We start from the raw sequence: 13,802 nt of genomic DNA on the forward strand, positions 1-13,802 counted from the left end.
GAACTTGAATAGCTCTAATTCAAATTAATTAAGCGAATTGACTTCGCAAATGTTTTTGCTTCAAATCTTACGATTGAAGACCCTACACATTTAGTTCGTCAAAACTTTGTTCAGTTTTCAAAGGTCTACCTCAGTCAGCGTTAAGTGCTAACTGACGTTTAATATTATATCAGATACTTATCATCAAAGTCAAGAACAAATTTTAATTTGTTTTAACTGTCATTTGTAATGCGCTCTGACAAGCAACTTTTATAATATATCAAGTTGTCATCGATATGTCAACTACTTTTTTACAAAAGCTAATGACCAGAAGTAACAAATCGTTACCTCGTGACAACGTTAATTACTATACCTTGTTCACATGGTGCTGTCAATGAAAATCTCAAACAAAAAAATAAAATATGTTAAGTATGAACTTTAAATCAATCATTTAATATTTTGTTCGACTTTACAATGCTAATATCAAAATAGTAATTTAATTTGCATTCGAATTAGTCATCCATACCAGCGGCCTTCACAAAAACTCCCACTGCTGATAAACTATCATCTATGAATTGAATTACTTTAAGGAGAAAAATATGATCACATCATTAATTGACTTCGTATTACATATCGATGTCCATTTAATTCAGATCGTCAACCAATTTGGACCCTCAACATACTTAATATTATTTGCAATAGTATTCATTGAAACAGGAGCAGTTATCTTACCGTTTCTACCAGGTGATTCACTATTGTTTGCGGCGAGTGCACTTGCAGCAGACTCAAGATATCACCTAAGCATATGGTTATTTGTTTTCTTATTCTGGTTGGCCTGCGTAGTCGGTGACTCAGTCAACTTCCTGATTGGCCACAAAATAGGAAAATCTTTATCAAATCACTCGCTATTTGGAAAATTAATTAATAAAGAAAGCTTGGCAAAAGCAGAACATTTTTTTGAAAGGCATGGTGCTCCGGCTATAATCTTAGCCCGGTATATGCCAATTATCAGGACTTTTGCCCCCTTTGCATGTGCAGGATCTGGTTTCCCATACGAAAGATTCATTCGTTACTCGCTTATTGGCTGCACTAGCTGGGTTGCACTTTGTTGTGCCGCCGGCTATTTCTTTGGTAACTTACCATTTGTGCAAGAACACTTTTCACTGATCATCCTTGCCATTATCGTTGTCACGCTTATCCCAGCAGTGGTTGGTTTTGTTAAATCCAAAATAAGCAGTAAATAACAGGTGCCGAATAACCACGTCTAGAATTCCCCAAGTGATCACAACCAATCCTAACCACAATAAGCAACATTGGATAAAAAATGATGTTGGCATTAGCAAGATTGTCTGATCAGTCGCGGGCTTGAAGACCCACCAGTCATTATGAAACAGCCAGTGATGCAACTCGATAAAATGAGTATTAAAATCAATTAGAAATAATAATAAGCACATGATAATTGCAAAAAATGTCATCCGTAGAGCACTAAGTTGATTCAATAATTGCTTAGTGCTTTTTTTGATCCTCATTATTTCAGCAAAAGCCATCAGACTCGACAAAACAGCAATGACCTCAACAATTATAAAAAGGGACTTTACCTGCTGATAATGAGCTAAGCCATGCGTAGAGATTCGCAAAGACGACAAAACGAGGTGCTCCGCAAAGGGGTTAAGCAAGTATGATTGAATTTGATGGTAATCATGATTAATGGCCATAACACTTACACTAGTCAGGTCACGAGGATAGTGAATCAATAAGCTAGATAGAACACTAGTTAATAAAAAAGCAGTACTGACAACAGCCACTGTAATCCAGGTCGTTGTCAATACCACCGTTAATGCTTCCCCTTTAGTTAACTTGCCATTCATCTAAACTATCTACCTCATGTGTTGGCTTAATTTGTTCTGCTGCAATATCTTTCTTCGTCGACAAACCAGTATAAACTAACAGGCTATCGATGCCAAAATTGATTGCAGCTTCTATGTCCGTATGGTAATTATCACCAACCATCACAACATCCTTTTTCTGCAGGCCACTCTTTTTAAGGGCCATTTCCATAATGATCGGACTTGGTTTACCAATCATAATTGGCTTTGTCTGCGTAGCATATTCAACGAGCTTAACAAATGAACCTGCTCCAGGAACCATCCCCCGTTCATTAGGCAGGTTACTATCCGGATTAGTCCCCACAAACTTAGCGCCTGAACGGATCAATAAAACAGCGGTCGCTAATTGATCATATTTGACATGGGAGTCAAGCCCCACAACAACATAATCAGGGTGATCAGTGGTCTCTCGAAAGCCCTTTTTAGCCAATGCTGACTTAAGACCATCTTCACCAACGATATACACAGAACGATGACTAGCATCCGCAAGCTGGTCAAGGTAATCAGCCGTGGCAAGCGCACTCGTATACACATTATAACTGTTAACGTTAATGTCATGATTATTCTGCAAATTTGTTGCAACATCATGCGGACTACGTGTACTGTTATTAGTTACAAATAAGACTTGTTTGCCAGCAGACTGTAACCGTAGAATAAAACGCGCCGCTGCTGGAATACGTTCTTTTCCACGATACATTGTCCCATCAAGGTCAATAAAATATCCCTGATAACTATTTTTTGTCATAAGTTGATCTCCCTTTACCAGAACGACGTTGGTGAATCACAAATTTATGCTTTTTACCTTCTCCAACACTCGTTGCTACCTGATTACGACGGTGCCTGATACTTTCTTTATGTAATGGTTTACGACGTTCACGAAATCCATGATGATTACGTCTTGACCGGCGCTTTGGCAATTGGACATCTTCATTTTGGACAATAAAATATGGACAGCCAAAATTACAATCTTCAAACAAGTAATCCTCAATACGTTCTGCGCTTCGTTCAGGGCGAAAGAGCTGACTTTGTGGATCAAAAAACCCCCGTAGTCTAAGTTGACCATACCCCCAATCACCAACAATATAGTCATACTTACTTAAAATATTAGAAAAACGTTTGGCAAATTCCTCACCGTTGAAGCCATTACGATAATTAACTAACAGTTGATAGTCATGACCATTTAACGTGAATTTATCATGACTAGTCTTTTCATAGTGGTACAGATCCGCTCGTTGATCCTCACGCTGATCAATATAATCCTGAATTTTGGCACGATTCACAATATTCACTCCTGTTTAAACAATCATAGCTTAATAGTACCACAAAGGTTCCGTAATTCGTTTATTGTCGCTTTTCAAAGTCAATAAATTTACCATTAACCATCTGTTCTACTTCTGCAAAACTAAGCGGGGTTCCAAATGGCACAGGCCGATCAAGATAATCCAGTTCTGGAGAATCAATCCCCACATTAATATTCCTTTTAGCCGGAACGGAATAATGATGGATATGCCCGTGCAGATTGATTATTTGCGGTGCAATCCCCAACATCAGTGGATAGTGAGTTAAATAATACTGACGATGATCATACTTCATTAATACACCAACATCATAAAAGGCAAACTTAGGCTGGTTGCCTAAATCATAGTTATGCTTAGCAATATATTTGAATAGTCCTCGACTATCGTGATTTCCTTTAATTAAAATGAGGTGTCCATTTAATTGATTTAGCAAGCGAAAAATAGTCGCATATGCGTCTTTCTGGGGCTTAGCAAAGTAAACTGCAATATCACCTAAGTGGTAAACAGTATCTTGATCACTTACTCGCGCATTCCAGTGTTCAATAATTGTCTGATCCATTACGTCAACAGAAGTAAATGGCCGTGGTGCAAATCGATCGATTCCTAGTAAATGTTCATCTAAAAAATGCGTATCCGCAGTGACAAATTTCACTGGTGATCCTCCCTTCTCGATATTTACACCAAAGAAGAGACTGAGTAGTTGGCCCAGTCTCTTCTTTTGCTTTTATTTTTAATAAGTATTTTTTAGGCTTGCTTACGTAAGCGTTCAATATCACGGACAATCATTAATTCTTCGTTGGTTGGAATTAACAAAGTCTTAATCTTAGCATCGGCAGCCGAAAGATCACGCTCGACACCATGGCATTGGTTCTTGTCTTGGTCAATTTTAATACCAAAGTAACTAAGCTGATCAGTAACCATCTTTCGAATAGGGGCACTGTTTTCGCCAACACCAGCTGTGAAGACAATTGCATCGGCACCGCCCATTTCAGCAATGTATGCCCCTACATAACGAACAATCCGGTTAACATAAATATCAATTGTCAGTTGAGCAAGCTTATTACCCTTATTTGCAGCCGCCAGAATATCACGCATATCTGGAGAAATACCAGAAAGGCCCTTAATACCGGAGTCGTGGTTCAGGATACTAATCATCTTTTGTGATGAAACGCCCAGTTTTTCTTGCATGAAGGCAACTAAGGATGGGTCAACATCCCCAGACCGAGTAGCCATCGTAATACCAGCCAATGGGGAGAATCCCATGGAAGTATCATATGATTGACCATCCTTGATAGCAGTAATTGAAGCACCCGCCCCAATATGCATAGTGATTAACTTAAGGTCTTTCAAAGGCTTACCAAGCATTTCAGCAGCCCGACCAGCAACATAACGGTGACTAGTACCATGGGCACCATACTTCCGGGCACCATACTTTTCATACCATTCGTAAGGAACACTGTAAAGAGCATTCTTCTTTGGCATATTAACGTGGAAAGAAGTATCAAAAACAGCCACTGCAAATGCGTTTGGTAATACTTTCCGGAATGCCTTAATACCAACCAATTCAGCTGGATCATGCAGTGGTGCATATTCAGACAATTCGTCAATCTTCTTAATAACATCATCATTAATAATTGCTGAATCCTTAAAGAATTCACCACCAGCAACAACCCGGTGACCAACAGCAGTAATTTCATCATAATTCTGGACAATCTTGAGATCAATCAATTGATCTAACAGATATTGAACCGCTGCGCCATGGTCCTTAAAAGGCTTTTCGTCTTCATGCTTTTGGCCATCACCAAACTTAATCTTGGCATGACCCATTTCTTCGCCAATTCGTTCGATAGTCCCTTCAGCAACAACTTTTTCGCTTGGCATATCAAAGAGCTTGAACTTTAACGTTGAACTTCCGGCATTAACAGCAATTGTTTTTGACATTGTAACGTCTCCTTACTTCACTATATTCGTTGCGACCCACTGGTTGATTTCCTGCATAAAGGCGGCAAATTTAGTCCGATCCTTGAATGATGGAAATTCACCTAGTAATACTTTAACGGCTTGTTGACTCTTACCTCCATGACGTTGCAAAAGTAAGATTGACTTTTGCGCATTCTTGTTGGCAAATAATTCACTTGGCAAATTAATTAAGCCTTGAAGATAAGCAACTGACTGAATCCATTTAACAAAGGATTGTGATTCCTTAGTTTGGAACAGATCACTTGGCACTAAGAACACCCCGAAGCCACCTGGCTGAAGGTAGTTCATCGCCTGCTCAATCAACAAATGATGAACATATGAATGACCTTTTTCTGCTCGAGTTTGGTAATTAGCAACATTTTTGTCTAAGGGATAATACCCAATGGGCAGATCTGAAACAACCAAGTCACATTGAGGAATATCCAATGCATTAATAGCATCTTGGTGATAAAGACTAACCTGCAGTTTTTGTAACTCTACGTTTACACTAGCAACCGCCAGCATAGAATCATCATTATCAATTCCAAAGCCAGTCAATTGATGATGATTGGCAAGTGACAATTGGTGCATCACCGTGGTCAACAAATTAGCAGTCCCCACCGCTGGATCAAAAATCGTTTGGATATCCTGATGTGCAGTTACTTTTTCAATAAGAAATGCCATTAAGAGACCGATCGTATCTGGTGTCATTTGGTGATTGGCCTGAATTGCATCTTTGCGAATCACCTTTAAAAAAGACAACTGAACCAGTTGACGCCATGTCTCACCAGTAATCTGATCAATAGGTAACTGACTGTAAATATCTTGCAATTTTTTAACCACATCATCTTTAGGCAGGCCATCTTCAACCTGGACCTGACCATGGTCAATGATATTTTCAAAATTTTCTAACATTGCATCCAAATATGAACTATTAAGAGCTGATTGTAGAATCTCGGTGCCCCGGTCAATAAGCTCAAATAATTGTTGAACAGATTGTTGCGACAGAGCGCATCACCTCCAGTAATTTACAATCATCATCTATTAGTTTAACTATTATGATTCTCAAATTCAAGGTAACGCTTTCTGCACGAACAATCAGTCGCTATTGAAGGGAATAACTGCCGTTTGTTCAGTTTTTGTGAATTATTGATCTAATTCACGAATACTCTGCAAATTTCGTTGACTATCTTTAATCCAGCTTTGTTCTAAACGGTGAAATGTCAATGATTGTTGATAATAATACTGATAATAAGCAACCACCATCCCACTGCATAATAGTAAACAAGCACAAACAGCCACAAGAATGAAACCGTCACGGCGACGTTTAATCATCATTCGATAACCTCACAATTCCTCGTTCTTGGTGCCCATTTTTCCGGCGAATCTCCAGTTCCATTTGGTTATGACCGATTTGCCGACAATGAAAACTGCCTACCTGAAGATCATCGAATAGTGGCAAGTAACCGCCCTTGCCATCAGCCATTGTCAGGTAAACTCTTTCCCGACCTCTCAGTAAATATTGACGATGATTTAGCCGACTGGTTAAGCGCGCTTCAATTTGGTTCACGCGCGTAATCTCAAACTGGTGGTCTGGTGACTCTAATTCAGCTAAACATAAGTACCAATCTAGTGGCTGGTCGGCGTTCATCAATGGCGAATGCCGAGCAGTACTTAGGAATAAAGAAAGCAGAATTACTACGAGAGAAGTCACCAGTAAAGCACAAATACATTCAATTAAAGTAAAAGCCCTGATTTTCATATCAACTCACCCGTAAAACAAGCCGTTGACGATGGTACACCTCAACATATGATGAACAAGCATAGGCATAAAGGCCATTACTCCTAATAATTGCCCGATTCCCCTTGGTCGCTACTAAACGATCTGTGGCTTCTTTCGCTAAACGAGCCGCTATCAACTCCTTAGTCAATCGCTGTCGTTGGTAGCCAATGCCTTGATAACAAGTCGCGAGTAAACTAATTGCAATGCTCAAAATTATTAAACTAACCACACTCTCCGCCAGTACAAAGCCCCTATTTTTCATTGACACTCTCCACATGATAACCTCCCCATGCTAGTTGGATGCGCATTAAATAATGACGTCCAGTTAACGAAGATTTAAATTCTTGTGTCTGTGGTTTCACGTACCCATTTTCATGCATTTGAAATGGTTCAAACCGGATTACTTGAATTGTTCCCGGTAAATGAACAACATCCTGCTTTGAACCAGCTGTAAAAATAATTTGATTCCCGTCCTGTTCATATTCGATTTGGGTCACCTGACGTTCATCCCGGGCACGTAACTGAGCTGCTCGCCAGTTCTGGCGGAGCTCACTCCAAAATAATTGTTCTTTGTGATAAGCACAACTTTGACTAACCCCAGGAACTGAAAACATTACAATAATCGCAACAATTCCTAATACAATTATTGTTTCTACAACAGTGAATCCCGCTTTCATGAATGCTTAACCACTTGGCCGTTAGTAATTACTAACCCCTGGCCACGGGCCCGCTTAACTTGCGAAGACGTCAGATAATGGGCCTGTTCCAATTCCTTATAACTCACTGTTTGTTTATCATGCTCATTGAGATACTCATCCACTTGGGTCTGGACCACCGTTGCCATCGCATCACAGTGAATTTTACTAGCATGTCGCCGCTGGCTAGTTAAGTTCGGTAACACAATCAAAACCAAAAGGCTAATAATAAACAGGACAATTGACATCTCCAATAATGTAAAGCCTTCCTGCTTCTTCATGAAATGTTTCATTGCAAGACCCCCTGCATGGATTGGTAGATTGGCCATAACAATGACAAATACATGCTAATAATGACGACCGCCAAAATACTAAAAAGAATCGGTGGTATTAGAACAAGGAGGCGTTCTACCGAAGTGGAAAATCGTTCAAACAACACTTTACTCAGCGCATTCAAGTCTTGGATTTCCTTTGTCATCATGCTGCCCTTCTTTAGAACCAGAGCAACTTCCTTAGGAATGAAATGGTGACGTTCTAATAAGTTCTCAATCGGTTGTCCATCTTCCAACAAGGGCTGATATTCCTTAGCAATATCAGTCATTAAGGTATCCGCCTCGGAATCAACTAAAACATCACAAATTTCACGGAGCGACAAACCGCTTTCCAACAACATCGTTAAATGGACAGTTAAGTAATAGCCATAGTAACTTTGAAAACTTTTTCCTAATAGTGGGAGACTAGCAAGTATTGATGCCCGTTGCACCCGGTTTGCCCGCAAGAAGCGAATCATCATCCCCAACAAATAGATTAAGGTAATCCCTATTATGGTCCAACCACTAGTAGTCAATAAGTGCATAAATGATGGTAGTTGATCGTCCGCTGACCATTGACTGAGTTCAGGAAGGACAAAGAGCCGTAATAAAACAAACATGACCATCAACAATCCCGCCAACAATAATGGATACATCAGAATTCCCCACAATTTTTGCCGTTGCTTTTCCCTTAATTCCATCATTTTACCGACCTTTAATAAACAGTCGTCTAAATCGCCATGTTGTTCAGCTAAAAGTAGTTGATGATATAGCGTTGGCTTTACAATCGGTTTGATTGCTTCTGCAAATGTTTTTCCGTTGGCCATCTTCTGTGGCACTGATTTTAATTCTGGCCAAGCCGTATAGATATCTTCAATGGTAAAACAAACAGCGTGTTGAAGAGCAAAGCCACTCTGAATCAGCTTGCCTAAAAAGATAAACCAGCTTGCCTGGTGTCGAGCATTAAACTTACCCTTGCCAGAATCGCTTAAGCGTTTCCCGCCCAATTTGTTTTTGCGTTTGAAGTTGCGTAAGTTTTTCTTGCCAATCATTACTAATTCCTCCTATTTCTGGTTTTGCTAATTGCTTAATAAGCTGAGTTCCGTAAAGCATTTCAAATAATACCGCTGATTGACCGTTCATCAAAGGCAGCAATCGTTGGTAACAAATACCCGTCAACGATTCGTCTAGGTAGTAATGATCAATCTTAAGATCCTGTAAACGAGCGATGACTCCCTTGGCATTACGCGCATGAATCGTTGCTAATACCAAGTGGCCACTAAGTGATGCTTGAATGGCCATTTCTGCTGTTTCACGATCACGTATTTCACCAATAATGAACGTATTGGGGTGATGACGAAGGCCTGCTGTTAAAAGCGCTTGGTAATCCATTCCCGCCGCTCGATTAATTTGTAACTGTAAAAAACGGGAATCGCGAATTTCAATTGGATCTTCAATCGTCATCACGAGGTGTCGGTTCGCTTGTTCACCCGCCAAGCGGTACATCGTGGTTGTTTTGCCAGACCCCATTGGGCCCGCAAAAAGGATTAACCCCCGCTGGACTGTTAATTGTTGAAGTTCCGTCCATTGATCAGGAAATGCAACTTGGTATTGGTGAATGTCCAACTGGTAAATAAATCGAATGACCAACGATTCGCGGCTTAAAAAATCGCCGATCGTCGAAAGACGCAGGTCTACTGGTTGATGGTTGCGGCCTTGCCACCGCCAGGAGCCGCCCTGGGGACGACGGTGTTCACTAGTTGTCATGTTGGCACAATATTTAAAAAATGAAATTATTTGTCTGCCTTGTGCCGCATCAACCTGCTTAAGTAATTTCCAGGTCGATTGATTTTTGGGCATGGCCAATAACTGATAACCATTCTCATTCGGCAAAATATATAAATCAGAGTACTGGTCAGCAATTAATTGGTCCATAAGATTTTGAATTAATCGCATATTTTACCTCCTACAGTATATAAACGAAAAAATTCATCTTTTGCACTTTTTAAACCATAAAAATTTGATATTCTTTCACGATGGATTGACCTGCAATGAATATCAAGTGAATTAATTTAAACTAAAAACCTCCATGGCAAATCGCCATGGAGGTATCGATATTTAGATTATTAGATATTATTCTGCGTCGTCTGGTAATTGACCAGCTTCGTAGATATCAGCAACATCGTCATTAGCAGTTAATTCATCAATTAAATGTTGATATTGCTTGACTTTATCTTCAGGAACAGCGGTCCGGTTTTGTGGAATCATAGTTACTTCGGCAGTATCCAATTCGTAGCCCTTGGATTGAAGTGCGTCACGGACAGCAGCCATTTGATTTGGTGCAGTGAAGATTTGGAACTTGTCGTCACTGGCCTTCATATCATCAGCGCCGGCATCAAGAGCATCCATCAACATGTCATCTTCACTCTTATCAAGGCCATCACGAAGGATTTCAATTAAGCCTTTCCGGTCAAACATGTAGGAAACAGAGCCACTGGCACCCAATGAACCACCGGCATGAGTAAAGGCAGAACGAACAGCGGCAGCAGTCCGGTTCTTGTTATCAGTCAATGCAAAGACCATAACAGCAATTCCACCTGGTGCGTAACCTTCGTAGGTAACTTCTTCAAACTTTGCACCACCAGCACCAGAAGCCTTAGCAATGGCCCGATCAATGTTCTTCTTTGGCATGTTGGCAGCATGTGCTTTGTCAATTACCAAACGAAGCTGAGCGTTGTTCGCTGGATCAGGGTCACCTGCTTTAGCTGCTTGGTACAAATCACGTGAGATCTTTTGGAAAATTTTACCACGCTTAGCATCTTGGGCGTTCTTACGTCCTTGAATGTTATGCCATTTTGAATGTCCTGACATTACTTACTCCTCTTTTCTATATAATGTGATAAACAGATAAATCTTAGCAGATCTAGCGCCGTAATTCAAGCTTAGATCCGTCGACCCATCCTACTAGTAATAATTTTAATGACAATTAATAAAATAATAACAACAGCAAGCGCTAGGCAATAATGAAAGCCTACCGCAGCAATATCATTAGCAACTTGAACTAACAGGGCAGAATAATCAGGAAAACTACGTCCCACTGCGACAATCCCCGTTTTAATTAACCAAGTAATAATTGCTAATAAAACAGCAGGGATACCAACTAACCGCATAAAGGAGCCCCAGCTGGCTCGCCCAATAATCAGCACTACCAAAGCCACAACGAGGATAATGGCACTGATAATCATAATAATGTTATTAACGTTTTTCCAGATTTGGAGAATACTGGTAAAGCGTTGAACCTCTGGTGTATTAATTTGCTGGTTTAAAGATGAAGAAATGCCAGCAGTCGCTTCCGATCCAATTGATGATGATAAAAGTCCCTTTGGTATTTGGATACCATCTACGGAAGGACTAACACCATTAGTCGAGTTTTTAATTGCCGATGAAAAATCAAGGTCCAACTGTTTCCCGGCATATATTTGGTCAACCGCTTGTTTTAATAGTTTATTCGTCGTTCCTTCATCCAAAGCGCCATCATTAATACCGTATTTACCAGCCACCTCATTCAGGTTGTTGTTAACAGTTGCGGCCACATTTGAACGCTGAATTTCTTGTTCTGCAAAGTGTCGATTAAGCACTGTTTGATTAAACAGCAGGGCCACTCCTAAGAGTGTCAATGCAATAACACCCCAAAAGACCCGCATCGGCTGACGAAGACGACGAGGCTGATTATTTTCACGAGGCGCAGCAGCTTGCTGCTGACGACGAATCTCCTGTCGAGTAGTCATTATAATTGGTTGTCTCCCTTATCAACGGGTTGATTGACGTTCAACTAAACCGTGATCCAAGATGACATCATCATTGTCATGAACTTCGTCATCCATCATCTTGGTCAATAGACGCATTGAGATAGCGCCAATATCATATAGTGGTTGTGTAATTGAACTCAATGTTGGCCGAGTAATCTTTGAATACTTGGTGTCATTGGAAGTAATAATCTCGAACTGGTCAGGAACTTTAATGCCAGCATCAGTCAAACCATTAAGCAAGCCCGCTGCTAAATCATCATCACTGACATAGGCAGCTTTAATGCCGCGTTTAACCAACTCTGGGCCTTGTTCATATGCCCGGTTGTAATCACCATTAGTTTCAACAACGTACTTTGATTCAAAGGTAACACCATGATCCTTTAATGCTTCCTTATAGCCGGCAAGCCGGTACTTACCATTAATAGAGTAGTCTAACGAACTAGCCATAAAGGCCACCCCATCATGATTATGATCCAATAAGAAGTTTGTTGCTTCCCGAGCAGCCTTTTGGTAATCAATCCGGACAGATGGTAATTCATCATCATTAACAATTGATCCAGCAACAACTACTGGGGTGTTTGAATTCTTGAATTCCGCTTGTAATTCACTGGACATATCATGCCCCATGAAAATAACACCATCAACTTGCTTGGCGAGTAAACTACGAGTTACCTTCAAAATCTTATCATCATCAAAATCTGAATTGGTCAGAATGATGTTGTACTTGTACATACTGGCAATATCATCAATTCCCAGTGCTAGTTCAGCAAAATAAGAATTAGTAACACTTGGAATAATCACCCCAACCGTCGTGGTCTTCTTAGAAGCCAAGCCACGGGCAACGGCATTTGGACGATAATTTAGCTTTTTAATAACTTCTAAAACCCGATCCCGCGTTTCCGGTTTAACATTGGGATTGCCGTTTACAACTCTGGAGACAGTTGCCATAGAAACTTGTGCCTCACGAGCAACGGTATAAATAGTAACTGCTTGCTTTTCCATAAGATAGCCCTTTCTTTGTTAATATACTTGTTTTCACAAATGTTTTCATAACCACCCTAATATATCAGATCGGTCCCTATTTGGCAAACGTTACCATAATTTTTTAACAAAAAAAGCTGAACCAGTCTGCCTGATCCAGTTTGCTAGTAAGTCTAATCTTTATCTGTCTCATCGATGACGATATCGTCATCCTTTTTAGCATCTGCAAGTTCTTTACGAATGTCAGCCGTTTGTTCGTCAAAATCATCATCTGTAAAATGGCTTACTGCTTTGTCAGTGCCACTTTTTACTGCGGTACGAACTTTGTCGAAGTACTCACTAGCTTTTTCATTAGCATCATCTAACGAACTATCGTGTTCAGCTAACTTTTCATCAATAATATCAAGTGCATTTAATGCGTAGTCCGTTACTTGATCAGCAACGTCGTGACTAACATCCTGCAAGTGACTTTGCAATTCTGCTTGCTTTTCTTGTGGCAGCTTCTTCCAAGTGAAATAAGCTGCAGCTCCACCTACGAGTGCTCCTAAAAATAATTTTTTAGTCATGTTGAACCCCTTCTTTCTTCATTTGCCGATGTTGACTATACTTCCGCCAAGAATTTAATGCAACTGTTTGTGCTACCGTCCGTACAAAACGTGGAATCTTGTCTTTCCGTTCTTCGTGCTTATTCACAACTTTTCTAACTGCATCGTTCACATCTGAAACACTTTGTCCAACCTTAGCTACCGCTTGGAAAGCTGGATCAACTTCTCGTGACTTGCTGTTTATATCATCTAATAAAGTTGATGTTTGGTCGAGTAACTCGCTCGTTTGGTGACTTAAACGATCAACGTCATTAGTTAAAGTAGTGATGGTTTTATTAGTTTCCTTCAATGTGTTACTAAGCCGGCTTAATGATAAGCAAGCAAAGATGACCAAAATAACAAAGGCAATCGCAGCAATTAGCCCTGCCAATTCTCCGATACTCATTAACTTTCCTTCCCTTCCATCGATTATTATTCAAAGACAAGAATATCATAACTTACCATGATTCGACAATTAAAGGGCCACCCTGGTACAATGGGTGAAGTATTTAAGGGA

At 40.2% G+C, this 13,802-nt stretch carries 19 protein-coding genes; 1 reads left to right on the forward strand and 18 read right to left on the reverse strand.

Features of this window, described 5'->3' with window-relative positions:
- Positions 1–581 precede the first annotated feature (581 nt).
- Positions 582–1,223: a VTT domain-containing protein gene (locus FD27_RS08525; protein WP_083482661.1), complete on the forward strand. Its 642-nt coding sequence runs from the start codon at positions 582–584 to the stop codon at positions 1,221–1,223.
- Here FD27_RS08525 and FD27_RS00450 read toward each other — a convergent pair.
- The 18 genes from FD27_RS00450 to FD27_RS00535 form a co-directional block, all read right to left on the reverse strand.
- Complete coding sequence (locus tag FD27_RS00450) at positions 1,140–1,847, reverse strand: TIGR01906 family membrane protein (RefSeq protein ID WP_057747844.1); 708 nt, start codon at positions 1,845–1,847, stop codon at positions 1,140–1,142. The genes FD27_RS08525 and FD27_RS00450 overlap by 84 nt on opposite strands.
- The gene (locus FD27_RS00455) at positions 1,828–2,610 is read right to left on the reverse strand and encodes a TIGR01457 family HAD-type hydrolase (RefSeq protein WP_057747847.1); all 783 of its coding nucleotides are present in this window, start codon (positions 2,608–2,610) and stop codon (positions 1,828–1,830) included. The genes FD27_RS00450 and FD27_RS00455 overlap by 20 nt, the downstream gene beginning before the upstream one ends.
- Complete coding sequence (locus tag FD27_RS00460; protein WP_057747851.1) at positions 2,597–3,145, reverse strand: YutD family protein; 549 nt, start codon at positions 3,143–3,145, stop codon at positions 2,597–2,599. Before FD27_RS00460 ends, FD27_RS00455 begins: the two co-directional genes overlap by 14 nt.
- Before the next feature lie 61 nt (positions 3,146–3,206).
- On the reverse strand, positions 3,207–3,815 hold the full coding sequence (locus FD27_RS00465; protein ID WP_057747854.1) for a metallophosphoesterase family protein: 609 nt from the start codon (positions 3,813–3,815) through the stop codon (positions 3,207–3,209).
- Between the two features lie 92 nt (positions 3,816–3,907).
- Complete coding sequence (locus FD27_RS00470; protein WP_057747857.1) at positions 3,908–5,104, reverse strand: acetate/propionate family kinase; 1,197 nt, start codon at positions 5,102–5,104, stop codon at positions 3,908–3,910.
- 12 nt (positions 5,105–5,116) lie between these two features.
- Complete coding sequence (locus FD27_RS00475) at positions 5,117–6,094, reverse strand: class I SAM-dependent methyltransferase (RefSeq protein ID WP_413230750.1); 978 nt, start codon at positions 6,092–6,094, stop codon at positions 5,117–5,119.
- Positions 6,095–6,268: 174 nt separating this feature from the next.
- The gene (locus tag FD27_RS00480) at positions 6,269–6,460 is read right to left on the reverse strand and encodes a hypothetical protein (protein WP_057747860.1); all 192 of its coding nucleotides are present in this window, start codon (positions 6,458–6,460) and stop codon (positions 6,269–6,271) included.
- Positions 6,450–6,836 carry a hypothetical protein gene (locus FD27_RS00485; RefSeq protein ID WP_162258499.1) on the reverse strand — a complete coding sequence of 129 codons (387 nt, stop codon included), beginning with the start codon at positions 6,834–6,836 and terminating at the stop codon, positions 6,450–6,452. The genes FD27_RS00480 and FD27_RS00485 overlap by 11 nt, the downstream gene beginning before the upstream one ends.
- A 49-nt stretch (positions 6,837–6,885) precedes the next feature.
- Positions 6,886–7,167: a type II secretion system protein gene (locus FD27_RS00490; RefSeq protein ID WP_057747867.1), complete on the reverse strand. Its 282-nt coding sequence runs from the start codon at positions 7,165–7,167 to the stop codon at positions 6,886–6,888.
- Positions 7,157–7,582, reverse strand: a complete 426-nt coding sequence (locus tag FD27_RS00495) for a type II secretion system protein (RefSeq protein WP_057747870.1) — start codon at positions 7,580–7,582, stop codon at positions 7,157–7,159. Before FD27_RS00495 ends, FD27_RS00490 begins: the two co-directional genes overlap by 11 nt.
- Positions 7,579–7,893: a competence type IV pilus major pilin ComGC gene (comGC, locus tag FD27_RS00500; protein ID WP_057747873.1), complete on the reverse strand. Its 315-nt coding sequence runs from the start codon at positions 7,891–7,893 to the stop codon at positions 7,579–7,581. Before comGC ends, FD27_RS00495 begins: the two co-directional genes overlap by 4 nt.
- Positions 7,890–8,963 (reverse strand): type II secretion system F family protein, encoded by a 1,074-nt coding sequence (locus FD27_RS00505; RefSeq protein ID WP_057747876.1) that lies wholly within the window; start codon positions 8,961–8,963, stop codon positions 7,890–7,892. Before FD27_RS00505 ends, comGC begins: the two co-directional genes overlap by 4 nt.
- Positions 8,881–9,867 carry a competence type IV pilus ATPase ComGA gene (comGA, locus tag FD27_RS00510; protein ID WP_057747879.1) on the reverse strand — a complete coding sequence of 329 codons (987 nt, stop codon included), beginning with the start codon at positions 9,865–9,867 and terminating at the stop codon, positions 8,881–8,883. Before comGA ends, FD27_RS00505 begins: the two co-directional genes overlap by 83 nt.
- Before the next feature lie 177 nt (positions 9,868–10,044).
- The gene (locus tag FD27_RS00515; protein ID WP_057747882.1) at positions 10,045–10,782 is read right to left on the reverse strand and encodes a YebC/PmpR family DNA-binding transcriptional regulator; all 738 of its coding nucleotides are present in this window, start codon (positions 10,780–10,782) and stop codon (positions 10,045–10,047) included.
- A 71-nt stretch (positions 10,783–10,853) separates the two neighbouring features.
- Positions 10,854–11,699: a hypothetical protein gene (locus FD27_RS00520; protein ID WP_057747885.1), complete on the reverse strand. Its 846-nt coding sequence runs from the start codon at positions 11,697–11,699 to the stop codon at positions 10,854–10,856.
- Positions 11,700–11,720: 21 nt separating this feature from the next.
- Positions 11,721–12,722, reverse strand: a complete 1,002-nt coding sequence (gene ccpA, locus FD27_RS00525) for a catabolite control protein A (protein WP_057747887.1) — start codon at positions 12,720–12,722, stop codon at positions 11,721–11,723.
- 152 nt (positions 12,723–12,874) lie between these two features.
- Positions 12,875–13,267: a hypothetical protein gene (locus FD27_RS00530; protein ID WP_057747890.1), complete on the reverse strand. Its 393-nt coding sequence runs from the start codon at positions 13,265–13,267 to the stop codon at positions 12,875–12,877.
- Entirely contained in the window at positions 13,260–13,691 is a 432-nt protein-coding gene (locus FD27_RS00535) for a DUF948 domain-containing protein (protein WP_057747893.1), read from the reverse strand. The genes FD27_RS00530 and FD27_RS00535 overlap by 8 nt, the downstream gene beginning before the upstream one ends.
- Between the last annotated feature and the right edge of the window lie 111 nt (positions 13,692–13,802).

This window comes from Limosilactobacillus frumenti DSM 13145, assembly GCF_001436045.1.
GTDB classification, from domain to species: domain Bacteria; phylum Bacillota; class Bacilli; order Lactobacillales; family Lactobacillaceae; genus Limosilactobacillus; species Limosilactobacillus frumenti.